The 23,935-nt window shown below is 62.9% G+C and carries 19 protein-coding genes; 8 read left to right on the forward strand and 11 right to left on the reverse strand.

Annotation, left to right across the window (positions count from 1 at the left end):
* Nucleotides 1-39: 39 nt before the first annotated feature.
* On the forward strand, nucleotides 40-378 hold the full coding sequence (locus AC5WNI_RS11980; protein WP_054555480.1) for a 4a-hydroxytetrahydrobiopterin dehydratase: 339 nt from the start codon (nucleotides 40-42) through the stop codon (nucleotides 376-378).
* A 1-nt stretch (nucleotide 379) separates the two neighbouring features.
* A complete protein-coding gene (locus AC5WNI_RS11985; protein WP_285461436.1) occupies nucleotides 380-1,573 on the forward strand; it encodes an amino acid aminotransferase in 1,194 nt (397 codons plus the stop codon).
* Nucleotides 1,574-1,683: 110 nt separating this feature from the next.
* On the opposite strand, the gene AC5WNI_RS11990 is transcribed toward AC5WNI_RS11985, so the two are convergent.
* The 4 genes from AC5WNI_RS11990 to AC5WNI_RS12005 form a co-directional block, all read right to left on the reverse strand.
* Nucleotides 1,684-2,907, reverse strand: a complete 1,224-nt coding sequence (locus AC5WNI_RS11990) for a LysR family transcriptional regulator (RefSeq protein ID WP_495928510.1) — start codon at nucleotides 2,905-2,907, stop codon at nucleotides 1,684-1,686.
* Between the two features lie 264 nt (nucleotides 2,908-3,171).
* Complete coding sequence (locus tag AC5WNI_RS11995; protein WP_175088629.1) at nucleotides 3,172-3,555, reverse strand: RidA family protein; 384 nt, start codon at nucleotides 3,553-3,555, stop codon at nucleotides 3,172-3,174.
* A 123-nt stretch (nucleotides 3,556-3,678) separates the two neighbouring features.
* Entirely contained in the window at nucleotides 3,679-4,938 is a 1,260-nt protein-coding gene (locus AC5WNI_RS12000) for a D-amino acid dehydrogenase (RefSeq protein WP_368449591.1), read from the reverse strand.
* Nucleotides 4,939-5,347: 409 nt separating this feature from the next.
* The gene (locus AC5WNI_RS12005) at nucleotides 5,348-6,679 is read right to left on the reverse strand and encodes an MATE family efflux transporter (RefSeq protein ID WP_368449892.1); all 1,332 of its coding nucleotides are present in this window, start codon (nucleotides 6,677-6,679) and stop codon (nucleotides 5,348-5,350) included.
* A 448-nt stretch (nucleotides 6,680-7,127) separates the two neighbouring features.
* On the opposite strand from AC5WNI_RS12005, the gene AC5WNI_RS12010 reads away from it, so the two are divergent.
* On the forward strand, nucleotides 7,128-8,090 hold the full coding sequence (locus AC5WNI_RS12010) for a LysR family transcriptional regulator (RefSeq protein WP_175088627.1): 963 nt from the start codon (nucleotides 7,128-7,130) through the stop codon (nucleotides 8,088-8,090).
* Between the two features lie 159 nt (nucleotides 8,091-8,249).
* Here AC5WNI_RS12010 and AC5WNI_RS12015 read toward each other — a convergent pair whose 3' ends face one another.
* Nucleotides 8,250-9,977, reverse strand: a complete 1,728-nt coding sequence (locus AC5WNI_RS12015; RefSeq protein WP_175088626.1) for a putative bifunctional diguanylate cyclase/phosphodiesterase — start codon at nucleotides 9,975-9,977, stop codon at nucleotides 8,250-8,252.
* Nucleotides 9,978-10,684: 707 nt separating this feature from the next.
* Between AC5WNI_RS12015 and queC the strand changes: the two genes are divergently transcribed.
* Genes queC through AC5WNI_RS12035 form a run of 4 tightly spaced genes read left to right on the forward strand, consistent with a single transcriptional unit; the run spans nucleotide 10,685 to nucleotide 13,312 of the window.
* On the forward strand, nucleotides 10,685-11,428 hold the full coding sequence (gene queC / locus AC5WNI_RS12020) for a 7-cyano-7-deazaguanine synthase QueC (RefSeq protein ID WP_368449593.1): 744 nt from the start codon (nucleotides 10,685-10,687) through the stop codon (nucleotides 11,426-11,428).
* Nucleotides 11,428-12,120: a 7-carboxy-7-deazaguanine synthase gene (queE, locus tag AC5WNI_RS12025; protein WP_175088624.1), complete on the forward strand. Its 693-nt coding sequence runs from the start codon at nucleotides 11,428-11,430 to the stop codon at nucleotides 12,118-12,120. The genes queC and queE overlap by 1 nt, the downstream gene beginning before the upstream one ends.
* Nucleotides 12,121-12,128: 8 nt before the next feature.
* On the forward strand, nucleotides 12,129-13,028 hold the full coding sequence (locus AC5WNI_RS12030) for a 6-carboxytetrahydropterin synthase (RefSeq protein ID WP_368449595.1): 900 nt from the start codon (nucleotides 12,129-12,131) through the stop codon (nucleotides 13,026-13,028).
* Nucleotides 13,025-13,312, forward strand: coding sequence for a YkgJ family cysteine cluster protein (locus AC5WNI_RS12035; protein WP_175088622.1), 288 nt, complete (start codon nucleotides 13,025-13,027; stop codon nucleotides 13,310-13,312). Before AC5WNI_RS12030 ends, AC5WNI_RS12035 begins: the two co-directional genes overlap by 4 nt.
* 29 nt (nucleotides 13,313-13,341) lie before the next feature.
* Here the strand turns inward: AC5WNI_RS12035 and AC5WNI_RS12040 are convergent, their stop codons facing one another.
* The 3 genes from AC5WNI_RS12040 to AC5WNI_RS12050 form a co-directional block, all read right to left on the reverse strand.
* Nucleotides 13,342-14,565 carry a CobW family GTP-binding protein gene (locus AC5WNI_RS12040; RefSeq protein WP_495928511.1) on the reverse strand — a complete coding sequence of 408 codons (1,224 nt, stop codon included), beginning with the start codon at nucleotides 14,563-14,565 and terminating at the stop codon, nucleotides 13,342-13,344.
* Nucleotides 14,566-14,778: 213 nt separating this feature from the next.
* Nucleotides 14,779-15,930, reverse strand: a complete 1,152-nt coding sequence (locus AC5WNI_RS12045) for an iron-containing alcohol dehydrogenase (protein WP_495928512.1) — start codon at nucleotides 15,928-15,930, stop codon at nucleotides 14,779-14,781.
* 412 nt (nucleotides 15,931-16,342) lie between these two features.
* On the reverse strand, nucleotides 16,343-17,341 hold the full coding sequence (locus AC5WNI_RS12050) for an NADP-dependent oxidoreductase (RefSeq protein WP_175088619.1): 999 nt from the start codon (nucleotides 17,339-17,341) through the stop codon (nucleotides 16,343-16,345).
* Nucleotides 17,342-17,605: 264 nt separating this feature from the next.
* Here AC5WNI_RS12050 and AC5WNI_RS12055 point away from each other — a divergent pair, with 264 nt between their 5' ends.
* The gene (locus AC5WNI_RS12055; protein WP_285461446.1) at nucleotides 17,606-18,562 is read left to right on the forward strand and encodes a LysR family transcriptional regulator; all 957 of its coding nucleotides are present in this window, start codon (nucleotides 17,606-17,608) and stop codon (nucleotides 18,560-18,562) included.
* 205 nt (nucleotides 18,563-18,767) lie between these two features.
* Here AC5WNI_RS12055 and AC5WNI_RS12060 read toward each other — a convergent pair whose 3' ends face one another.
* The 3 genes from AC5WNI_RS12060 to lon form a co-directional block, all read right to left on the reverse strand.
* Complete coding sequence (locus tag AC5WNI_RS12060) at nucleotides 18,768-20,582, reverse strand: SurA N-terminal domain-containing protein (RefSeq protein ID WP_487885934.1); 1,815 nt, start codon at nucleotides 20,580-20,582, stop codon at nucleotides 18,768-18,770.
* A gap of 277 nt (nucleotides 20,583-20,859) precedes the next feature.
* Complete coding sequence (locus AC5WNI_RS12065) at nucleotides 20,860-21,132, reverse strand: HU family DNA-binding protein (protein ID WP_043331296.1); 273 nt, start codon at nucleotides 21,130-21,132, stop codon at nucleotides 20,860-20,862.
* 177 nt (nucleotides 21,133-21,309) lie between these two features.
* The gene (gene lon, locus AC5WNI_RS12070; protein ID WP_487885935.1) at nucleotides 21,310-23,718 is read right to left on the reverse strand and encodes an endopeptidase La; all 2,409 of its coding nucleotides are present in this window, start codon (nucleotides 23,716-23,718) and stop codon (nucleotides 21,310-21,312) included.
* Between the last annotated feature and the right edge of the window lie 217 nt (nucleotides 23,719-23,935).

Here is a 23,935-nt window from a genome sequence, read left to right on the forward strand (position 1 = left end):
CCATCAACCCCACCCTTTCCTCAAGCCGGAGATAGCGCCATGACCGAACTCGCCAGACAGTCCTGTGAAGCCTGCAGCTTCGATGCCCCCAAGGTCAGCGATAGCGACATCGAGACGCTCAAGACCGCCATTCCCGAGTGGCAGTTGCTCAATCGCGATGGCATCATGCAACTGGAACGGTGCTTTACGTTCCGCAACTTCAAGCAGGCACTGGCATTCACCAATCGCGTAGGCGAGATTGCCGAGGAAGTCGGGCACCACCCGGCACTTCTCACCGAGTGGGGCAAGGTCACCGTGACCTGGTGGTCCCACGAGATGAAGGGTCTGCACAAGAACGATTTCATCATGGCCGCCAGAACCGACGAGGTAGCGAAATAAGATGTTCGAGCAGATTGCGCGTGTACCCGGGGATGCCATCCTCGGCCTGATCGAAGCCTTCAACAAGGACACCAACCCGCAGAAGGTCGACCTCGGCGTGGGCGTCTATCGCGATGCCAACGGCAATACGCCGGTCATGCGTGCGGTCAAGCAGGCCGAGAGCCGCCTGGTCGAGAATGAAGTCACCAAGACCTACATCGGCTCTCACGGTGACCCGCGCTTCGGCAAGGTCGTGCTGCCGATGGTGCTGGGCGCCGAGTCGCCGGTGCTGGCCGCCAATCGCGCCAGCGCCACCCAGGCGCCCGGTGGTACCGGTGCCCTGCGTCTGGCCGCGGACTTCATCGCCAGCAACCTCAAGGGCCGTGATATCTGGCTGTCGACCCCGACCTGGCCGAACCACCTGGGCATCTTCGACGCCGCTGGCGTCACGCGCCACAACTACCCCTACGTCGACGAGAACAACCGCCTCGACTTCGATGGCATGCTGGCGACGCTCAAGACCATCCCGGAAGGTGACGTGGTGCTGCTGCACGCCTGCTGCCACAACCCGACCGGTTTCGACCTGAGCCGCGAGCAGTGGGACCAGGTGCTGGAAGTCGTCCAGGCACGCAAGCTGCTGCCGCTGATCGACTTCGCCTACCAGGGCTTCGGTGACGGCCTGGAAGAAGACGCCTACGGCGTGCGCCTGCTGGCCGAGAATGTCGATGAAGCCATCATCACCAGCTCATGCTCCAAGAACTTCGGCATCTATTGCGAGCGCACCGGCTGCCTGATCCTGATCGCCAAGGACGAGGAGAGCATGCTCGACGTGCGCTCCCAGGCCGCGATCACCGCGCGCGAGAACTACTCCAATCCGCCGGCCCATGGCGGCGCGGTGGTCATCGATATCCTCGAGGACGACACCCTGCGCGGCGAGTGGCAAAGCGAGCTGACCGAAATGCGTGAGCGCATCAACGGCCTGCGTCGTGACTTCGTCGAGGCGCTCAAGCCGTATGGTCTGGATGAGCAGTTCGCCTTCATCGCCGAGCAGCGTGGCATGTTCTCCTACACCGGCCTTTCGCCGGAACAGGTCGATCGCCTGCGTGACGAGTTCGGCATCTACATGGTGCGCTCCGGGCGTGCCAACGTGGCCGGTTTCTCCACCGAGAACCTGCCCTATGTGGCCAAGGCCATCGCGACCGTCGTCAAGAGCTGAGCCCAGGCCAACGCTTCGTGAAAGATATGAAAAAACCCGCCGATTGGCGGGTTTTTTCATTGCCTGTACAAGGCATCGTCAGGCGTTATCGGCCGCCAGCATTCTGATCATCACTCCTCGCCCTCCTGCGCAAACCCGGCCAGGCTCGCCGCCACCTCCTCTTCGAGCAGACTGATCAACAGGGTCTGCACCGCGTTCAGTGCCTCTCCTTTCCCGGCCGTCGGGCACTGCCATGTGAGCTCCAGATAGCGCTCGCTGCGCATCGAGAGCGGCACACCGAACAGGTCTCCACCGGCATCTTCAAGAACTTGATGCGCCGACAGCGCATCAATGATGGTGGCGGCACTGCCCGCGCGCGCCAGGCGCCCAGCGCTTGCCGGCGTGGCGACTTCCAGCAGACTCGCCGGGGTCACACGCTCACGCTTGAGCAGCCCACGAATCAAGCGCCCCTGACTGCTGGTTTCCGGCAGATCGACAAACGGGCGTTCATTGAGGCGAGCAAGGGTCAGCGGCTTGTCCAGCAGCGGCCAGCGCGAGGGCCACAACAGTATCAAGGGCAGCCTCAGCGCGGGCGGTGCCTCGGCTTGCGCCTCGTCACTGGCCTCTTCGCTTGCCACGCTCCGGGGAGCGGCCCCCTCGGCATTGTGCGCATCATCCTCGACGTCAAACGGCAGCTCCGGTGTATCCCCCAGTTCTGGCATGGCCGCCTTGGCGGTAGGCTCTGCCTCGTCATCATTGCCCTCGATGAGAGTCGTCTCCTCGCGCGCTCGCTGACGCAGGCTGGCCTTCAGCTCGCGGGCGCGTGCCGCTGCGGTCTTGGCACGCTTGCCACCCTGGGGCTCCGGCGGTGCTTCCAGGCTCACCGCCATCGCGACCCGGCCCTCGCGGATGGCGAGGTCATGCTGTGATACCTCCAGCACTTCCAGGCTTGGCAGCCACTCACTCAAGGCTTCACTGGCCGCGATACGCGTCAGCCAACCGGCACTGAATGCCTCCAGACCGGGCGTCACCGCCAGCACGAGACGCGGACGCTTGCCGCTGCCCGGCCCGAAGGCCAGTCGCCTGAGCTCGGATTGAGCGCTGAACATCCGGGCGAGTGATGGCGTCAGGCGCTCGGCTTCCGGGGTCGGCACCAGCTTGCCGCCCTCACGCAGAAACAACGAATAGCCCAGCGTCTGCTCGAGCTGCGCCAAGCCCCGCGAGACCACCGGCACACTGATCCCCAGTTGAGCGGCACCGCCTTTCATCGAGCCACACTCGATCACCGCCCACAGCATTTCCAGCTGACGCAGCCGTATGCCGGGTTCACGGGTGCCTGTGTCTGACTGCGCCATGGTGTTGCTCCTTGAAGGGTTCGTCCGCGATGCTCCGAGAGTCAGCAAAGGGCGCTGGCTCATTTAGCCTTACGCTAATCATGCAGGCGCCAAATGTCACGCTTCACTTGCCTACATGGCGTCACGACCCCTGAAACGACACTCCCCCCGCTGAGAAATCAGCGGGGGGAGTGAGAGACAAGGCATCGATTCGCGCCAGACGTTCGTTGAGACCGGCCGCTGGTTCAGAGCGGCCGCTCGTTCAGACCGACAATCGACGAGCGATCAGGAGAGTGCCAGTACACCTTCTGCTTCAAACAGCACGCCCTTGGGCAGCTCCTTGACGCCGACGGCCGCACGCGCCGGATACGGCTGGCTGAAGTACCGCTCCATCAGCGTATTGACCACGGCGAAGTTGCTGAGATCGGTCAGGAACAGATTGACCTTGACCAGTTGATCCAGGCTGCCACCGGAAGCTTCACACACCGCCTTGAGATTGCGGAAGACCTGGTCTGCCTGGGCTTCAAAACCGCCTTCCACCACTTCCATGGTCGCCGGGTCCAACGGGATCTGGCCGGACAGGAACACCAGATTACCCGTGCGCACCGCCTGGGAATACGGGCCGATGGCAGCCGGTGCGGACTCGGTAGAGATAATCTGCTTGGTCATGCGCAATTCCTTGTTCAATCAGTTGACGGAAAGACACTCAAAAAAGACGACGACACGGTAGTACGCACGGCCTGGCAGACCCTGGCGCAGCCACTGACACTGTCACAGATACTGCGCCGAGCATCAGGCAGCGTAACGACCAAGACTGAGACCGTTGGGATCGATGGTGGGCTTGCGACCATCCACCAGGTCCGCCAACAGACTCGCACTGCCGCAGCTCATGGTCCAGCCCAGGGTGCCGTGGCCAGTGTTCAACCACAGATTGTCGTACTTGGTGCCACCGATGATCGGCGTGGAATCCGGCGTCATCGGACGCAGGCCGGCCCAGAATTCCGCCCGCGCATAGTCACCGGCTTCCGGGAACACGTCACGCACCACCATGTTGATGGTCGCACGGCGCTTCTCGAGCAGCGACAGATCGAACGAAGCCAGCTCGGCGGTGCCACCCACGCGAATACGGTCATCGAAGCGTGTCAGCGCGACCTTGAAGGTCTCGTCCATCACGGTGGACTGCGGCGCAGCATCGGCATTGATGATCGGCACGGTCAGGCTGTAGCCCTTGACCGGATAGATCGGCAGATCCAGATCCAGATCACGCGCCAGGAACGGCGAGTAGCTGCCCAGACACATCACGTAGCTATCTGCGGTCATCTCGCCACGGTCGGTGATGACCTTCTCGATGCGGCTGCCGCTGCGCTGGATGCGCTGAATGGTGGTATTGAAGACGAAATTGACGCCCAGGGTGTCGCTGCAGTAATCCGCCAGCCGGTTGGTGAACAGGTGACAATCGCCGGTCTGGTCATCCGGCAGGTGCAGGCCGGCGATGAACTTGCCCGGCACGCGGGTCAGTGCAGGCTCCACCGTGGCGCAGGCGTCGGCGTCCAGCAGCTGATGGCGCACGCCACAGCCCGCCAGCACCTTCATGTCGCTCTGCACGGCATCGACCTGGGCCTGGGTACGAAACAGCTGCAACAGCCCCTTCTGGCGGTCTTCGTAGCGCAGCCCGGTCTCTTCGCGCAGGGCGTTGATGCAGGCGCGGCTGTACTCGGAGACACGCACCATGCGCTCCTTGTTGACGGCATAACGATCGGCGTTGCAGTTGGCGAACATCTTGACCATGAACTTGGCCATCTGCGGGTCCATGCGCGGCTGGATCTTGAGCGGCGCATGCTCCTGGAACATCCACTTGACGGCTTTCTGCGGAATGCCCGGCGCTGCCCACGGCGAGGAGAAGCCGAAGGAGACCTGACCGGCGTTGCCGTAGCTGGTTTCCATCGCCGGACTGGCCTGACGGTCGACGACCGTGACCTCATGCCCCTGACGCGCCAGATAATAGGCACTGGTGACACCGACGACGCCGCTACCGAGTACAAGAATCTTCATGTTGGCCTACCCCATGACTGCAAGCCGCGCCCCACGGCAAATGACAGGCGTATCCGCGCACTCGGCAGCGAATAAAGACGATGAAGGCCAACACCGGTCGACTGGGCGACGCATAGTGGCTTGGCCTGAATGCATCCAGTATAGAGGCGCAAACCACGGTTAATATTCTGTTATGAGCCTATAAATCAGAAAATAAGCAGGTAAATTTTGTGCCATGGCAGTGATAATAAACAAAAAAGCGGCCATTTTTGGAATGGCCGCTTTCGGTCTGCTCAACGGGACTGCTGACGGGGCTTCTGACAAGGTCTACTGGCAGGGTCTCCAGCAGGACCTTCTGGCGAGAATCTCATGAAAAGCGCCTGACATCTCGAAGGGGCGCTCGGGCAGGACGTCACGAGGGCCCGGGCGATCAGGTCGTCGCGACATAGGCATGGCGACGCACTGACTTGCCGCGGTCGCCCAGTGCCTGACGATAGACACGCCATGCCACCACACCCGCCAGCAGGTTGCCGATCGCCGAGCCGATGGCGACCCCGCGCAGACCATCCAGATGTGCCCCCAACCATACCGCCGGCAAGAAGCAGACGAAGAGACGTACGAAGGACAGCGCCGTGGCACGCAGCGGCCACCCCAGCGCGTTGGCAGCCGACACGACCAGCATGCAGATGCCGAGGAAGGAGTAGCTGGGCAACATCCACGGCAGCAGGACCGCCAGCGCCGCCGAGACCTCATCACTGCCCACCAGCACATAGGCCAGCGGAGTCGCCATCACTGCCGCGATGATGCCCAGCACCAGCTGCCAGAGCATCACCACGCGAGCGGCCAGGTTCATCAGGCGGCGAATTTCCTGCCAACGGCCGGCACCATAACAGCGTCCCAGCCACGGCGGCAGCGACATGGTCAGGGCCAGCACCACGATCAGCGAGAAGGTTTCCAGGCGTGAGGCGATCCCCCAGGCGGCCACCTCCGTCTGGCCAAGCCCCGCGACGATGGCGGTGACCAGCATCGCGGAGAGCGCCGGCATCATCTGGCACAGAATCGCGGGTATCGCGATTCCCGCCAGCTGACGGCGCGAGGCCTGCCATTCGGCCCACAGGCCGCGATATTCCATCCAGTCGCGGCGCGAGAGCTTGAACGCCGTGATGGCAAGCCCGGCCCCGAACGAGAGTACGGTCGCCCAGGCAGCCCCCGCCAGACCGAAGCCGGGCAGCGGTCCCACGCCGAAGATCAGCAGCGGGTCCAGCACCAGATTGAAGACACTGGTCAGCAGCATCATCTCACCCGGCAGACGCGTATCGCCGTGGGCGCGGAACAAACTGTAGAGCACATAGGCCATGGCCCCCAGCCAGCTGGCGATCAGTGATGGGCCCCAGTAGACCTCGATCAGCTTCATCTCGGCGGCATTGGCACCCAGCAACTCGAAGGCCGGCCCCCTGATGACCCACAAGAGCAACATCAGCAGTGCCATCACCACACCGGACCCCAGCAGCACCACACCGCCCAGGCGCCGTGCACGCGCCTCATCCTCGGCACCCAGGGTTCGCGAGACGATCGCGGCGATCGCGATGCCCATGCCGACCTGCACCCCGATGATCAGAAAGGTCAGCGGGAAGGTGAAGGATTGCGCGGCCAGTGGTGCGGTGCCCAGATGCGAGACGAAGGCGGCATCGACCAGGTTGAAGCCCAGCAGTCCCATGATACCGAGTGTCATCGGCAAGGTGCTGCGCCACAGGCGTGACATCAGCTCACGCGTCGTCGGAGTTTCCGACGTTGGCGGGGTCGGTGCAGAGGCGTCGTTGGACATAGAAGAAGACATGAACTCACTCCCAGCATGTCGAGCATGACTGGTTGGATGAAAGTAAAGGCGTCGGAACACTTGCGTGACGCTGGAAGGATGATTCTAGGGATTTCACCGGACCCCAGATAGGCTCAGTGGGACATGTCTTTGATGCATTGTCGGCAACAGGAAGAGCGAGAAACGCGTTGATGCGTGGTATTAGAGGAAACAGTGACCGTGATAAACTCATCCTGTCAGAGATTTCCGTCACCTGGATTCGTGAAGATGATCCATGCAATGTCACCGGTTATCGACTGCTACCGAAGATGGACCGTCGCTTTATATGCACTGACTGCCTCATGGATGGCTGGCAGAGTGTTCCCCTCCCCATGGCATCACGAGAGGTCAGACCGTGGATAAAGCATCCCGTTTGTTGCTGTTTCTCGATGTGGTAGAAGCACAGAGTTTTTCCAAGGCGGCTGACCATCGTCAGGTCAACCGCTCGGTGGTCTCCAAGCAGATCAGCCGTCTGGAAGAAGAACTGCAGATTCGCCTGTTCAATCGCTCGACTCGCTCGCTGGCCCTGACGGATGCGGGGCGCGAGATCCATCAGCACGCACTGCGTCTGCGTGAAGTGCTGGAAGATACCGATGATGTGGCCGGCGCCTATCAGGATGGCCCGCGCGGTATCCTGAAGATCACCAGCCCGAGCCACTTCGGCCGCACCTACGTCGCCCAGGCCGTGCGTCTGTACATGGAGCGCTACCCGGATACCCAGGTGGAAGTGCGCCTGGAAGATCACCTCACCGACCTGATCGGCGGCGGTTATGACCTGGCCATTCGCATGTCGGAGCTGGAAGACTCCAACCTGATCGCGCGTCCGCTGGCGGCACACCGTCACCTGATCTGTGCCTCGCCGGCCTTCATCGAGCGTCATGGCATGCCCCAGACCCCCGCCGACCTGTCTGGCCTCCCGGCAGCGGTGTATTCCCGCGATGGCTTCATTCTCGATCGCCTGCGCGTCTGCACCGAGAGCGGTGTCGAGGAAAAGGTGGCGCTGGATTCGCGCCTCAAGGTCAATGATGCCGACGTGCTGATCGGTGCCATCAAGTCGGGTGCCTGCTATGGCATGGTGTCCGCGATCAACATCAAGGACGAGATCCTGGATGGAGAACTGGTGCCGCTGTTGACCAACGTGCCGATGAAGCCCTTGCCTTCGATCCACCTGGTCTACCCGCACCGCCAGTACCTGCCGCAGAAGACACGTCGCTTCAGCGATTGCCTGCAGGAGGTCGTCGGCACCCCCCCCGTCTGGGAGCAGCGCATTCCGGGCTTCGAGAACATGTACGGCTACGGTAGCGGTTGCAGCGAATGAGACATCGCCACGACTCCCGAGTCTGAATGCAAGCCGTCCCCTCCCACGGCCACTGCCAGACCCGAACGTCCAGCATGAAAACGCCCGCCATGCAGAATCACTGCGTGGCGGGCGTTTTCATTCAAGGCTCCCTTCTCTTATCCCCTCAGGACAAGGCACTCAGGGGCAGGGATGGATTGACGGCTTGCGCTTGAGCCACTCGACCAGCTCCGGCAGGCGCTTGGGCCGTGCATAACGGAAGCCCTGTACCAGATGACAGCCCATCTCGACCAGCAGGCGCTCCTGCTCTGCGGTCTCGACGCCTTCCGCCAATACTTCCATGCCCAGGCTGTCGGCCAGCGAGATCGCATGAGAGACGATGGCGCGGTCGCGGGCATCATGATCAAGACTACCGACGAAGCGCTGATCGACCTTGAGGCGGCAAGCACGCAGGTCGCGCACGTAGAGCAGTGACGCGAAGCCGGTGCCGAAGTCATCGATCGCCAGGCGCACACCGCGTTCGATCAGGCCGGTGAGACGCTCCACGACGCGATCGAGATCCGGTACGCGTGAAGATTCGGTGATCTCAAGCTCCAGGCGTTCCGGCGCGAAGTCATGACGTGCCAGGGCCTCCGAGACGCGCTCGGGGAAGCCGGGGTCACGAAACTCCTGAGCCGAGACATTGATCGCCACCGACAGCGGCTTGCCGTTCGGCGTCACCAGGTCACGCGTCGCCGAGAGGGCCGTGTCCATCACCCGCGCGCCGACGGTGCCGATCAAGCCGTACTGCTCCGCCAGCGGGATGAAGCGCCCCGGGCCGATGGTGCCAAGCTCGGGATGGTCCCAGCGCACCAGTACCTCGACACCGACGGCCTCGCCACTGGCGAGGTCGAACTGGGGCTGGAAGGCGAGATCCAGCTCTTCGAGATGCTCGCGCAGGTCACTGGTCAGGCGATAGTCGTTGAGGTGCTGCATGTGCGCGCCGGGCGAGAATACATGCAGGGGGCCGCAGACATCGATGTCATCGTATTCCCCATGCAACATGGCGAGTTCGGCCAGATGCATGAGGCGATGGGCGCGCCGCGCGTGCTGCGGTGCCAGACTGATGCCGACCCGCGCCGTGACCGGCAGGGCCTTGCCATCCAGTCGCATCAGCATCACCAGCCGTTCGCACAGCTCGTTGGCACGCGCGATCAGGCTGGCCTCATCCCCGATGAAGAACAGCGCGAAGGCGTTGCCTAGGGGGCGGCAGACCAGAGCGTCGCGATACTGCAGGGACATGGCTTCTGCCACCCGCTCCAGCAACGGATCGATGCGTTCGGCTCCGTGCGCCGAGTTGATGATTTCCAGGTGGGTCAGCGACAGGTAGATGATGCCGCCATCGATGCTACCGTCGACGCTTTCTTCCAGCAGCAGTTCATCGATCTGGGCATTGAAACGATCGCGCGACAGCAGGTTGATGGGCTGCAGCCGGCGCAGGGCGATCAAGACCTTGTCATCCACCCCGGCCGCCCGAGCCTCCGCCAGCCCCGAGAACGGCGCCTTGAGGCGGACTCGCCGCTCGCTGACCGGTTCGAGACGCGGCCGCTCTGTACCGAACAGCTCCTTCCAGCCACAGGTGTTGGCCACCAGACACTCGGCATCGAAGATCGCCATGCGCCACGGCAGATTGGCCTTCTGCACCAGCAGCCATTCTCCCAGCTCTCCGGTAATGCCCATCAACCAGAAGCCGGGCTGGCCGCTGATGCCACAAGGCTCCGGCTGCTTGGGCAGCGGAGATGGCAGCTCCGGCACCCTGTCTTCCTGGCGAGCGCGCGGCGACGTCCAGGCGAGTTGGCCGAAGCGGTCATGAATCCACAACGGCTCTTCGATGGACGACAGCAATTTGATCAAGATATCGAGAGGCACGCTCACTCCACCTGCAGTCATAAGGAAAATGGCTTGATGCCCCGCAATGGCCGCCTGTCGCCAGTGGTGCTGGCCGTAGGCTGCGCAACGCGGGCAACACCACCGGGACATGACACGTCATTCACGCTACCGGCTGTTCTCGCGCTTATCTGCTTACACCTGCTTTCTTTGTCGCCGCTGGCTGCAGCAAGGCCCGGCCAGCATGGCTAGTGCGGCAATGTCCGAGCGTCCATGCGACTCTTCCCATGGCCATGGACAGGCGCCAGAGTGCTGCACCTTGTCTTTTCTGATCGCCCTTTTGAACGCACCATCGAACGCCAGACGCCTCCCCGCTACGCATGTCACTTAGAAGCTGCTCCAGACGGCATTCGATAGCCATTCAACCGGCTCCTCGATCAGTCATCCCGAAGTCCGTGCCGTCAGGGAAGGCACTACATGTACCAGCATGCAGCACGCAGTCGACACTCTCTACGCTTCGCTAATACTCCGAGTCTATGCCAGCCTGTGGTGCGGGTACCAAGGCTATTTTCTCGCCGACTCAACGCTTGGTTGCCATGGCCGCTGCAAAACCTGACGACAGGCGACGTATCCGCGGCCCGCGCCAGTGCACGAGTGGCATCAAGGCGTGTGGAAGAGTAGGATAGGCGCCCGTTTCGCCCGGACCGGATCCCGGGCGCCGAATCCATCGGTCAAAGAAATTCTCCGTCATGACTCTCAACGCCCAGAATTCCGCTGTACCCGCTTCTGCCTCCTCTGCAGAGCGCCCCCGCGCCGTCGTCATCTATTCCGGTGGCATGGACTCCTTCACTGTCCTGCACCAGGCACTGCAGGAGGGCTTCGAGGTACACGCTCTCTCCTTCCATTATGGCCAACGTCACTCGCGTGAGCTCGACGTCGCGCGCCAGGTCTGCGAGTCGTTGGGCGTCGCCCACGAAGTCGTCGACATTCGCGCCATCCATGGCCTGATCGACAACTCCGCACTGACCAACAGTGACCAGGCGATGCCCAAGGCCGACTACGACGAGGCCTCCATGACCTCGACCGTGGTGCCCAACCGCAACATGATCCTGCTGTCCCTGGCCATCGCCAAGGCCGTCAACATCGAGGCCGAGGTCTGCTTCTATGGCGCCCACGGTGGCGATCATGTGCTCTACCCGGATTGCCGTCCGGAGTTCGTCGACAAGATGAACGCCGTCGCCGCGATCGCCAACTTCTCGCCGGTGGAGATTCGCGCGCCCTTCCTGCACGCGAGCAAGGACGAGATTCTGGCCGCGGGCATCGCCATGCAGCTCGATTACGCCCAGACCTGGACCTGCTACGAAGGCCGTGAACTGGCCTGCGGGGAATGCGGCAGCTGCCGTGAACGCCTCGAGGCCTTCGCCGCCCATGGACTGAGCGATCCGCTCGGTTATGAAACGACCGACTCCGTCAAGGACGCAGGCACTCGCTGATGTATACGGTAAAGGAAGCGTTCTACACCCTGCAGGGCGAAGGTGCTCGCGCAGGGCGCGCCAGCGTGTTCTGCCGCTTCGCCGGCTGCAATCTGTGGAGTGGCCGCGAGCAGGACCGCGACACCTCGGTCTGCCGCTTCTGCGACACCGACTTCGTCGGCACCAACGGCCAGAATGGCGGCAAGTTCCGCACCGCAAACGCGCTGGCGGACTTCCTGGCCAGCCTGTGGCCGGAGCACACCGGCATCGCCACGCCCTATGTGGTCTTCACCGGCGGTGAGCCGCTGTTGCAGCTCGACAGTGAGCTGGTGGACGCGATGCACGCCCGCGGCTTCGAGATCGCGGTGGAGACCAACGGCACCGTCGAGCCGCCTGCCGGCATCGACTGGCTGTGTGTCAGCCCCAAGGGCGCCAGCGAGCTGGTCCTCACCGGCGGCGATGAGCTCAAGCTCGTCTACCCGCAACCCGAGGCCCTGCCGGAGCGCTTCGTCAGCCTGGACTTCGCGCACTTCTATCTGCAGCCACTGGATACCGCCGCCCTCGACGCCCTGCCCGCGCCTGCCGCGGCCCGCGAGCATTACCGCGAGGTGCTGGCGTGTGACACGCCGATGAGCCAGTGCGTCAGCTACTGCATGCGCAATCCCCAGTGGCAGCTCTCGCTGCAGACCCACAAGATCAGTGGTATCGATTGATGACCGCAATGACTCCCAAGACCCTGTTCGTCAGGGCCCTCACCGCGGTGGATGCCTCGGTGTGGAGCAATACCCGCGGCCTGTACGGCATCAGCCAGCATCTGGATCTGGAGCTGGACGGTGCCGTCGGCCATGACGGCATGCTGTTCGACTTCGGCGACGTCAAGCCGTGGGCCAAGCGCATGATCGACCAGGATGCCGACCACACCCTGATCGTGCCCAGCCAGGCCGAAGGCGTGAGCGTCACGGACTGTCCAGAGGGACTGTGCCTGCGCTTCACCCAGCCCTATGCCATGGAAGTGCGCGGCCCGCGTCAGGCCTTCTGCCTGCTGCCGGTAGCCGAAGTCACCACCAAGGTGCTGGCCAGCCACTTCGAGAAGCTGCTGACTCGCCGCCTGCCGCCGCGCGTCGAGGCGCTGCGCGTACGTCTGCGCGACGAGACCATCGAGGGTGCCGCCTACACCTACAGTCATGGCCTGCGCCATCACAGCGGCAACTGCCAGCGTATCGCGCATGGGCATCGCTCTCCGCTGATCATCGAACGCAATGGCGTGCGGGACACGGCACTGGAAGCCGAGTGGGCCGAGAAGCTCAACGACCGCTATCTGGCCGAGGAAGGCGATCTGATCGATCGCCCGGGACGTGAGCTGGTATTCAGCTATGAGGCGCCGCAGGGCAGGTTCCGCATCCGCCTGCCGCGCAAGCAGGTCTGGCTGTTGCCGACACCGACCACCATCGAGTGGATCGCCGACTGGCTGGCGCGTCAGATCGCCCTCGACAGCGGTGACAGCATTCGCGTCGAGGCCTACGAGGGCATCAACAAGGGCGCCATCGCGCGGCATACCCCGCAGACGGCGCGCGAGCCTCTCGTCCTCCCCGAGCACGAAGACGCGTCCGCTACCTCATGACGCAGACCCTCTCCCCTTCTGCGGATGCTGCCGCTCCCGGCTGTCGTGCCGGTTGTGGCGGCTGCTGCATCGCCCCTTCGATCTCGAGCCCGATTCCCGGCATGCCCGATGGCAAGCCGGCGGGGGTGCGTTGCGTGCAGCTGGATGACGACAACCTGTGCAAGCTGTTCGGCACGCCGCAGCGCCCGGCGGTGTGCGGTGACTTCGATTTCGATCACGAGCTGTGTGGCGATTCCCGCGAAGAAGCTCTGCACCTGATCGGCGAATGGGAGCGCCTGACGTGAAAGGCGCGCCCTGAGGGGCCCGCCTCAGCTCACTCGCCGAAGAAGTTGAAGGGCCTGGCGGCACCGTCGCTGCGACAGGCCAGCAAGGCTGCATTCAACTGACGGGAATCCTCTAGCGGCAACGCAGCCACCATCCCCTCCTGCTCCTCTCCGGCCAGCGGTGCAATCAGCTCAAGCCGCGAATCCTCGCGCCAGCAGGACGGAGCAAGCTCGGCACGTCCATTGGCGCGGTTATAGCTGCGCCAACCATCCTGGGTGTGAAAGACGCCCTTGATGCGCCACTCACGCGGCAGGGCATCGAGCCACTGGGTCAGCTGATCGAGATCGAACACCTCGCTGGCGGCGATTCGCCAGCCCAGACTGGCATGCTCAAGCCCCTCGGCCTGTTCGATCACCGGTGCCCCGGGCAGCGGCATCACGTCTGAGGCGGGCGATTCATCACCTGCGGACGCCTCAAGAGCCTGGCCCGCATTGGCGTATGCGGCACGATGCGCGGCCGGCATCGTCACATTCACCTGTTCTGCCAACGGCTCATCGACACTTCCGCTCGCGCCCTGTCCTGCCATCAACCAGTCAATGATCCGGGCTTCCTGACCGTTCATGAGTGCCTTGAGTACATGGGTCTCGCCGTCGGCTCTGCCCAGCTCACCGACCCAGCGCTTGCGCGGCCACATCCCCGCCAGAAACTCATGCGCGGCCGCCAGCTGCTGCTCGGTCGCCAGATCTCGCTTGCTGAGCACCACGCCTCCTGCCAGCGTCAGCTGGTCCTGGAAAGTACCGTGTTCGCGCGTGCGGGTATCGTCCAGTGCGCGCGGGTCCAACAGGGTGATGACTTCCTCAAGCGCAAGTGCCGAGGCCAGCCCTTCGCTGCGCAGCACATCGATCAGCCCCGCCGGATGGCCCAGCCCTGAGGGCTCGATGATCAGACGATCAGGCCGGGTCTGATGGATCAGGCTGACCAGCCCCGCCTGCAGTACGAAGGCCAGCTGACAGCACAGACACCCGCCAGGCAGCCCCTTGACGCTGACATCCTCGCGCCCGGCAAACAGCGCCTGATCGATCCCCACCTGTCCGAACTCATTGACCAGGATTGCCCAGTGCTCATCCGCTGGCTTGGCCGCGACCAATGCCTGGATGAAACTGCTCTTGCCTGTTCCCAGGAAGCCGGTGATCAGATGCACTGGTATCCGCGTTTGGCGTGCAAAATCCGTCGGGGCGTCGCCGGTATCGGCGCCGCGTGAATCCAGAGACATGCTGAAATCTCCGCAAGATGAAGGGCGTGCAAAAGGTTATAGGGTAACAAAAACCGGCCGACGACGAAGTCTCGTCAAGCGAATCCGGCCTTCTGGCATGACGCGATCTGGCGGACGGCAAGCTGCGGCAAGGGGGAGATATGCAAAACCCCTCGCCACCAGGGGTGACGAGGGGTTTGAAGCTGACAATCGGGCCAGACTGACGTGCGGTGATCAGGCAGCGCGGGTCAGGATACGACGCGCCACGTCCGGCGTGATATCGCCGTGCTCACCGATGGCGGTGAAGCCGTGACGGGTCAGGTTGTCGACCAGCTGATCGATGCTGTCGGCACTGATACCGGCTTCGCTCAACGACACCGGCGCGCCCAGACGAGTGAAGAAGTCACGGGTCCTGTCGATGGCGGCGCGCGCGACGCTCTCCTCATCGCCTTCCAGCGCCCAGACGCGACGTCCGTATTGCGCCAGCTTGGCACGCTTGGCCTCGAACAGCTCCTCCCACAGTGCCGGCATCACGATGGTCAGGGTGCGACCATGATCGACACCGTGCAATGCGGTGATCTCGTGACCGATCATGTGGGTGGCCCAGTCCTGCGGCACGCCACGCCCGATCAGGCCGTTGAGGCCCAGGTTGGCAGCCCACATGATGTTGGCGCGCACGGCCAGATCATCCGGTTGACTCAGCACCTTGGGGCCTTCCTCGATCAGCGTCATCAGCAGCCCTTCGGAGAAGCGGTCCTGCACCGGCGCATTGACCGGACAGGTCAGGTACTGCTCGCTGACGTGGATGAAGGCATCGACGACGCCATTCACGCTCTGACGCTCCGGCAGGGTCAGGGTGGTGGCCGGGTCCAGCACCGCGAAGCGCGGGTAGGCCAGCTCACTGAACATCGGCAGCTTGTCGTGGGTCTCGTAGTTGGTGACCACGGCGTTGCCATTGGACTCGGAGCCCGTGGCCGGCAGTGTCAGCACCACGCCCAGCGGCAGCGCCGTCTCGGGGTGCTTGCCCTCGGCGAGAATCTCCCACGGATCACCGGCGTGACAGGCGGCGAGCGCGAGGAACTTGCTGCCATCGGCGACGCTGCCACCTCCTACCGCCAGCAGATAATCGATCTTCTCGCGCTTGATGACTTCCAGGGCTTCGAGCAGGGTGTGATAGCTCGGGTTAGGCTCGATGCCGCCGAAGCTCCACCACTGACGGCCTTCCAGCGCGGCTTCGATCTGATCCATCACGCCGTTGCGCTTGATCGACCCGCCACCGTAGGTGACCAGCACGCGGGCATCCGCCGGAATCTCGTCACGCACCTTGGCGATCTGGCCGGCACCGAAGTGCACGCGGGTCGGGTTCTGATAGGTAAAGTCCTGCATGATGCTCTCCTCGCGGAGTCAGGGGCGACACGGCAACATGAGATGACAGAGCCGTGGTCAGGCGCCACCTGACACAGAGTGACATGTGGGCAAATGACAGATAAACGCGACGATGACGCCACCTGCCCACGAACGATGGCCTGCATTCTAGAGCAGTGACCAAGACCAAAGTAGAGCGCAGGCCGCACGTCTTTGGTTCGTGAGAGTCACCAATCCTCACGACCGGTGATATTTGAGGACCAGTAATGCCTGGTGACCAGTAACGTGTGATGAACAGGAATGCGTGATGACCAACGCCGGGCCACCCACGCAAAAGGCCCGCCGCAGCGAGCCTTTCGTAAGTGCCTGAGCAGCGCGCATACGCGCGACGTCAGGTATTCGGGTCTTCAGTAATGCTGTGTCAGTTCTCAGATCAAAGACGCACCAGCATCTTGCCCTTGTTGCCACCCGAGAACAGCTGGAGGAAGGCGTCCGGCGTCTGCTCGAGCCCTTCTTCCACCGTCTCTTCATAGTCGATATCGCCCTTGGCGACCTGCGGCCCTACCTCTTCGAGGAAGCGGCTGTAGTTCTGCCAGTGATCAAAGACGATGAAGCCTTGCATGCGCGCACGACGGATCAGGATCATCGAGATGTTCGAGGGGCCAGGCGCCGCCTCGGTATCGTTGTAGCTGGAGATCATGCCGCAGACGGCGATGCGTGCGCCGACATTCAGGTTGTTCAGCGCCGCCACCAGGCAATCACCGCCGACATTCTCGTAGTAGACATCGAAGCCGTCCGGGCAGGCTTCCTTGAGCGCCTTCGTCAGCTGCTCGGCATCCTTGCCCTTGTAGCTGACCGCCTTGACGCCCCGCGCTTCCAGCCAATCGAGCTTTTCCTGGCTGCCGGCGATGCCGACGACAGTGCCGCCCTTGGCCTTGGCCAGCTGGACGGCGAGCGAGCCGACCGCACCGGAGGCCGCGCTGACCAGCACGTTATCGCCCTCTTTCATCTCGGCGATGATGTTGAGGCCGGTCCAGGCGGTCATGCCCGGCATGCCCAGTACGCCCAGGTAGGCCTGCTCCGGCACCTCGATGCTCGGCAGCGCCTCGACCTGGTCACCCGACAGCTGTGCGATGTCGCGCCAGCCGCCCATGTGACGTACCTTGTCGCCGCGCTTGAAGCGAGAGTCACGTGACTCGATCACTTCACCGACGGCTGCGCCCTGCAGCGGCTCATTGAGCTCGAAGGGGTCGATATAGGTCTTCACGCCGCTCATGCGGCCACGCATGTAGGGATCGACGGACAGCCAGCTGTTGCGAATGCGCACCTCGCCTTCGCCGAGCTCGCTCAGCTCTTCCTCACGCAACTGGAACAGGTCGCGTTCCGGGGTGCCTTTCGGATAGTCGGTGATCGTGTAATAGCGTGTCTGCATGCGATGCTCCTTGCGAATGATCTGGTCAAACGACTTGTGATCAGAATCGTCATCAGGCCGCTGGCCCGAGGCCTCAACCCTGTGACGACTGGTCGCCGCAAGCGTTGCTCGGCGACGAAGTGCCCCCAGATTACGCGCGCTCCCGATATCACACCAATGACAGAAACTGAATCCCGGTATGCATGAGACTGATATCATGTGCGGTTGAAACTGCACACTTTCATCCCAGTGACTGGGTCGCCTCGCTACCGGGAACCGCTTGCCATGCACCTGGCTGAACTTGCCCGCCATGATCTCAATACGCTGGTTGCGCTGCATGCGCTGCTGGAAACCCGCAGCGTGTCGCGGGCCGCTGAGCGCCTCAACCTGAGCCAGCCTGCGGTGTCTCGCACCCTGGGCCGTCTACGCGAGGCCTTCGATGACCCCCTGTTCGTGCGGGCGCAACGCGGTCTGCGTCCCACCGCACGCGCAGAGGCCCTCAGGCAGCCCCTCGCCCGTCTGCTGCAGGAGCTGGGTGCCCTGCTGGCGCCACCCGAGTTCTCGCCTGGAGATAGCCAACGGCGCTTTCAGCTGGCCACCACCGATTACGGCATGCACGCCTTCGTGGCACCCCAGATCGCCCCGCTGCACGAGCAGGCACCCGGCATCCGTCTGGATATCCAGGCCTATGGCGGCAATGTCGAACAGCAGCTGGAAGAAGGCGGGCCGGAGCTTGCAATGTGCGTGCCCACCGCCAGGGTGCCGGCTGGCGTGCATGGTCGCGAAATCGGGGATGACCAGTTCGTCTGCGTGATGCGCCAGGACCATCCGCTGGCAGCGAAGGAGACCTTGAGCCTGGAGGGCTTCCTCGCCGCCAGTCACCAACTGATCAGCATGGGCGGTGATGAGCGAGGCGCGGTGGACCTCAAGCTGGCGGAACTGGGGCTGAGTCGTCAGGTCGTCATGCGCCAGCCCCATTTTCTGGCCGCCTTCAGTGTCAGCTGCCACAGCGATCTGTTGCTGTGCGTGCCGGGCTGTCTGGCCATCAGCATGCTCGATCAGCTGCCGCTAGCCCTGCGTCCGTTGCCCATCCCTCTCAACCGCTTCTCCTACTGGCTGGTGTGGCATGAACGCCTGCACCATGACGCTGGCCACCGCTGGCTACGCCAAACGCTCTCCACGGGCATTCAGGCCCGTCACCGCGAACTCTCCCGGCAGCTGCGTCAGCGGCTGGGCTCGTGACTTGATACATGACTCGTGATCTGACACCAAGCTCGTGACCTGACGCCACCCCCGCACGTAGCCTCGCGGCCTGAGCTTCGATACCTGAGTCTGCGAGGCTTGAACCCAATGGCTTGAACCAAAAAAGACCGCCCCCCCCAAGGGGTGACGGTCTCATTGGCAGGCAACGCTGCCCACGCCAGTTGCCTGGCTCATTTGCGCTCGATCAGTTGCGCTCGATCTCGGCACGCTCGCGCAGAGATTCCTGCAGGCCCGTGACAGCGGCCTGAGCACGCAGACGCGTCGCCAGACGCGAGAGGAACCGATCCATCTCGCCCGGCTCAGCCTCGCCGATCTCGGTCAGAGCGATCAGCGCGATGCCACCACTCAGCGACGCCTTGCCGTAGACCGGCTGGCCATCCTGCGGGTGCGCCAGCGTGAAGGCCTGCTTGACCAGACTCTGCGGCAGCTGGGTGCTGGCCTGACGGCTGACGTCATCAGCCTGCTGCCAGTCGATCCCCTCGAGTGATCCACCCTGGCGCAGCGTCTCCAGACGCTTCTCGGCCAGTGCCTCGAGTGCCTTGGCAGTCTTGTCGGCCTTGGCTTCGCGCTGAACCTGCTGCTTGACCTCATCCAATGCCAGCGTTGTGGCCTCACGCTGCTCGAGAACGCGCAGCACCAGACGACGGCTGTCATCCAGTTCGATGACATCACTGTTGTAGCCCTCTTTCAGCACTTCGTCACCGAAGGCTGCCGCCATCACACCCGGCTCGGACAGCAGTTCATCATCGTTTTCCTGCGCGACCCAGTCGGTCTTCTCAAGCGGCAGGTCCAGATCCTCGGCGACGCTGGCCAGATCATCCGCCGCGAAACTCTCATCCTTCAGCTGCTGCGCCTTCTCGTTGAAGGTATCACGGGAAGCGGCCCGACGGGCTTGCGTCAGCAGCTCGTCGCGCATGTCCTCGAAGGGCGCGATGTCCAGACCGGTCACCTTGATCAGGTGCAGGGTGTCGCCGGTATCGACGATACCCGACACCTGGCCTTCATCCAGCGCGAAGGCCGCATCATCGAAGTCTTCGCCGAAGATACCGCGGGTGATCACGCCAAGCTCACCGCCGTCCTCGGCCGTGGAGCTGTCTTCGGAGACCTCGGCCGCCACCTTGGCGAAGTCTTCGCCGTTGGCGAGTGCGTCACGTGCGCCCTCGAGCTTGGCACGTGCCGCCGCATCATCGTCACCCTTCTCGACCATGATGTGCGCGATCTCCCGCGGCGCGTCGGCACGCTTGGCCTCATATTCAGCCTTCAGCGTGTCTTCGCTGATATCGCCACCGCTGGCCAGCTCGTTCTGGTCCAGCAACACGTAGGCCAACTTGACCTGTGCCGGGCGACGGTAGTTGTCCTGGTGGCTGTCATACCAGGCCTTGAGCTCGTCTTCGCTGACCGTCACCGGCGCATCGAGGTCCGCGCTGCTCAGCGTGGCATAGCGGAAGGTGCGCGTCTGGCGCTGCAGCTGGCTGAGCTTCTCTTCTTCGCCCGGCAGCACGAAGGCACTGGCGGCAAAGCCGTCGGTCAACTGCTGGCGCAGGGTGTCGCTGCTCAGCTGCTGGCGGAAGGAGGTGGGAGAGTAGCCGGCGCTGGCCAGACGATTGCGGAACAGGTCGGCGTCGAAGCGCCCCTTGTCATCCTGGAAGTCCGGAATGCTCACGATCAGTTGATCGAGCTGCGCATCGGACATGTGCAGGCCGCCTTCCTCGGCGTATTGATCCAGCAGGCGGGAATCGATCATCTGGTTGATGATCTGATTGCGCGCTTCGCGCTCCTGTTCCGGCGCTACCTGGCCAGAACGGATGGCACGCTGGACTTCGGTTTCCACCGCCTGACGGCTGATGGTGTCGCCATTGACCGTGGCCACGTCGTCACTGCTGGCAGTGAAGGCGCCAATGATCGACTCAACACCAAAGAAGGCAAAGGTGACGACAATGAAACCAACGATCGTCTTGGCCACCCAGCCATGCGACCGGTCTCGAATTCGTTGCAGCATGCAGGCCTCGAACTACAGGGATTGGAATGGCCACAAGGGCCGCGACTCAGTGACTGATGATTATACGCATGCCGCAGACAGATGCAGGTGACTTTGCACGACTGACTGACTCGCCAGGGTCATCAAACGCTTGCGCCCTTCCGACATGGCCGGTTTCAGCCACAAAAAAAGCGCATCGCCAGGCGATGCGCTTCGATGTTCTGGTGCCGGTTCGGCAGTCATCAGACCACTCCCGAACCGGTACCGCGCCACCGGGTGCCTGCGAAGCAGGCAGACCTCAGTTGACGGCGTCTTTCAGTGCCTTGCCAGCCTTGAAGCTCGGCACCTTGGCAGCACTGATCTCGATCGGAGCGCCAGTCTGCGGGTTACGGCCAGTACGTGCAGCACGCTCCTTGACGATAAAGGTGCCGAACCCGACCAATGCCACGGTCTCACCCTTCTTCAGGCTATCAGTGACGGTGTCGACCATCGCATCGAGTGCACGGCTAGCTGCTGCTTTCGGAATATCGGCAGATGCAGCAATGGCTTCGATCAGCTCGGATTTATTCACTCTTCACCCCTTGAATTTGCAAAAATTACCAGAAATCAGCGCGAAAATTACGGGTGCTAAACGCGATCGCGACGAAGCGGAGTTTATAGCAACGCCCTCAAACGACTGTCAAGCAACCTCACGCGCAAAACCGCACCACGCCGCCGTTTCGACAGCGGCATGGCCAAAAAAATCCCGTCAATGTGTACTGATCATTGTCTGACGACCACCGGCATCGTCTGAACGAGAATCGTCCTTCTCAGCAGTAGACTTTTCTGCTAGAGCCACCTCAAGCACTTCGTCGATCCAGCGCACCGGCCGAATATCGAGTGCATCCTTGATGGTGTCCGGAACCTCCTTGAGGTCACGGCGATTTTCCTCGGGAATCAGCACAAGCTTTATACCACCGCGTCGCGCCGCCAGCAATTTCTCCTTGAGGCCACCGATCGGCATGACTTCGCCACGCAGGTTGACCTCACCGGTCATTGCCACCTCACAGCGCACGGGGCGTCCACAGTAAGCGGATACCATCGCGGTGACCATGGCAGCGCCCGCACTGGGGCCGTCCTTGGGCGTGGCGCCTTCCGGCACGTGAATGTGCAGGTCTTCCTTCTCGAAGCGCTCAGCCTCGATACCGAAGGCCTCGGCACGCGCACGCACCACGGTGTGGGCCGCACTCACCGACTCCTTCATGACGTCGCCCAGTGACCCGGTCTTGCTGACACGCCCCTTGCCCGGCGTGACGACAGACTCGATGGTGAGCAGCTCACCGCCGACGGAGGTCCAGGCCAGGCCAGTGACACGGCCGATCTGGTCCTCGGCATCGGCGAGGCCGAAGCTGTACTTGCGGACACCAGCGTAGTGCTCGACCTGCTCGGCCTCAAGGTGCATGGAAGACAGTGCGCCCTCCTTTGCCTCGGCGACCACACGCTCGCGCACGATCTTGCGGCAGACCTTGGCGAGCTGGCGCTCAAGCTCACGCACACCGGCTTCACGCGTGTAGTAACGGATCAGCTCGAGCACGGAGGCTTCGCTGAAGGTCAGCTCGCCCGGCTTCAGGCCATTGGCCTTGAGCTGCTTGGGCGCCAGGTAGCGCATCGCGATGGCCAGCTTCTCGTCTTCGGTGTAACCCGGCAGACGGATGATTTCCATGCGATCGCGCAGCGGGCCGGGAATGTTCATCGAGTTGGACGTACAGATGAACAGGGTCTCGGACAGATCGTAATCAAGCTCGAGATAGTGATCGGCGAACTTGTCATTCTGCTCCGGATCCAGCACCTCAAGCAACGCCGAGGCAGGATCACCGCGGTGGTCCATGCCCAGCTTGTCGATCTCGTCGAGCAGCACCAGCGGATTCTTCACGCCCGTCTTGGCCATGCGCTGGATGATCTTGCCCGGCAGTGCCCCGATATAGGTGCGGCGGTGACCGCGGATCTCGGACTCATCGCGCACGCCGCCCAGCGCCATACGGGTATAGTGGCGGTTGGTGGCACGTGCGATGGACTTGCCCAGCGAAGTCTTGCCGACACCCGGCGGGCCGACCAGACACAGCACCGGCCCCTTGAGCTTCTTGACGCGCTTCTGCACGGCGAGATACTCGAGGATGCGTTCCTTGACCTCATCCAGACCGTAGTGGTCCTCGTCCAGCACCTTGGCGGCGTGGTCGATGTCATGACGCACACGCGTGCGCTTCTTCCACGGCACGTCGCACAGCCAGTCCAGGTAGGTGCGCACCACGGTCGCCTCGGCGGAAGTCGGCCCCATCATCTTGAGCTTGTTGAGCTCTTGGGTCGCCTTCTCCTCTGCCTCCTTCGGCATGCCGGCGTCCTTGATGCGACGCTCGTACTGCTCGACCTCGTTGGGCACGTCATCCAGCTCACCCATTTCCTTCTGGATGGCCTTCATCTGCTCGTTGAGGTAGTACTCGCGCTGCGACTTCTCCATCTGCTCCTTGACGCGGGTACGAATGCGCTTCTCGACCTGCAACAGGTCGATCTCCGCTTCGATCAGCGTCATCAGGTGCTCGATGCGGTCACGCACCTTGTCCATCTCGAGCAGCGCCTGCTTGTCATTGATGCCCAGCGACAGATGCGCGCTGATGGTATCCACCAGACGGCTCGGGTCTTCAATGCCCTGCAGGCTGCCCAGCACTTCGTTGGGCACCTTCTTGGAAAGCTTCACATACTGCTCGAACTGGTTGAGCAGCACGCGCACCAGGGTTTCCTGCTCTCGCTCGGACAGCGGCTGGCTGTCACGCAGCGCGACGTCGGCGATGCTGTGGCCGTCGTCGTGCAGGCGAATCGCCTGGATATCGGCGCGCGAGCTGCCCTCGATCAGCACCTTGACAGTGCCATCGGGGAGTTTGAGCAGCTGCATGATGTCGGCAACGGTGCCGATGGCGAACAGGTCTTCCGCCGTCGGGTCGTCCTGGCTGGCTTCACGCTGCGCCGCAAGCAGGATCTTCTTGTCGCCTTCCATGGCCACTTCGAGGGCCTGGATCGACTTTTCCCGGCCGACGAACAGCGGAATCACCATCTGGGGATAGACCACCACATCCCGCAGCGGCAGCAGCGGAAGTGTCAGGGTCTGATCTTCGTTCTGCTCCATGGCAGACGTTCCTCGGTATTCTGTGGGTGGGCCGCCTCACACGGCACTTTGATACTGAGACCATGGGGGCAAGGCCATGATTTTGCAATGATCCCGACACGCCTGGCGGTAACTCAACGCTGAATGAAGCCGTGCGTGACCCGCGAATGCATCACAGTAAGAATGGCTTGCGAGCGCAAACGCAACGGGGGGCCTTGCGGCCCCCCGTTGGTGCGAC

This window comes from Cobetia sp. PDI-12MA (assembly GCF_059507695.1).

What these genes read in the sequence shown, in the direction of transcription:
- AC5WNI_RS11980 (WP_054555480.1), top strand. Translation starts at nt 40, where the DNA reads ATGACCGAACTCGCCAGACAGTCCTGTGAAGCCTGCAGCTTCGATGCC.
- AC5WNI_RS11985 (WP_285461436.1), top strand. Translation starts at nt 380, where the DNA reads ATGTTCGAGCAGATTGCGCGTGTACCCGGGGATGCCATCCTCGGCCTG.
- AC5WNI_RS11990 (WP_495928510.1), bottom strand. Translation starts at nt 2,907, where the DNA reads ATGGCGCAGTCAGACACAGGCACCCGTGAACCCGGCATACGGCTGCGT.
- AC5WNI_RS11995 (WP_175088629.1), bottom strand. Translation starts at nt 3,555, where the DNA reads ATGACCAAGCAGATTATCTCTACCGAGTCCGCACCGGCTGCCATCGGC.
- AC5WNI_RS12000 (WP_368449591.1), bottom strand. Translation starts at nt 4,938, where the DNA reads ATGAAGATTCTTGTACTCGGTAGCGGCGTCGTCGGTGTCACCAGTGCC.
- AC5WNI_RS12005 (WP_368449892.1), bottom strand. Translation starts at nt 6,679, where the DNA reads ATGTCACGCCTGTGGCGCAGCACCTTGCCGATGACACTCGGTATCATG.
- queC (WP_368449593.1), top strand. Translation starts at nt 10,685, where the DNA reads ATGACTCTCAACGCCCAGAATTCCGCTGTACCCGCTTCTGCCTCCTCT.
- queE (WP_175088624.1), top strand. Translation starts at nt 11,428, where the DNA reads ATGTATACGGTAAAGGAAGCGTTCTACACCCTGCAGGGCGAAGGTGCT.
- AC5WNI_RS12030 (WP_368449595.1), top strand. Translation starts at nt 12,129, where the DNA reads ATGACTCCCAAGACCCTGTTCGTCAGGGCCCTCACCGCGGTGGATGCC.
- AC5WNI_RS12035 (WP_175088622.1), top strand. Translation starts at nt 13,025, where the DNA reads ATGACGCAGACCCTCTCCCCTTCTGCGGATGCTGCCGCTCCCGGCTGT.
- AC5WNI_RS12040 (WP_495928511.1), bottom strand. Translation starts at nt 14,565, where the DNA reads ATGTCTCTGGATTCACGCGGCGCCGATACCGGCGACGCCCCGACGGAT.
- AC5WNI_RS12045 (WP_495928512.1), bottom strand. Translation starts at nt 15,930, where the DNA reads ATGCAGGACTTTACCTATCAGAACCCGACCCGCGTGCACTTCGGTGCC.
- AC5WNI_RS12050 (WP_175088619.1), bottom strand. Translation starts at nt 17,341, where the DNA reads ATGCAGACACGCTATTACACGATCACCGACTATCCGAAAGGCACCCCG.
- AC5WNI_RS12055 (WP_285461446.1), top strand. Translation starts at nt 17,606, where the DNA reads ATGCACCTGGCTGAACTTGCCCGCCATGATCTCAATACGCTGGTTGCG.
- AC5WNI_RS12060 (WP_487885934.1), bottom strand. Translation starts at nt 20,582, where the DNA reads ATGCTGCAACGAATTCGAGACCGGTCGCATGGCTGGGTGGCCAAGACG.
- lon (WP_487885935.1), bottom strand. Translation starts at nt 23,718, where the DNA reads ATGGAGCAGAACGAAGATCAGACCCTGACACTTCCGCTGCTGCCGCTG.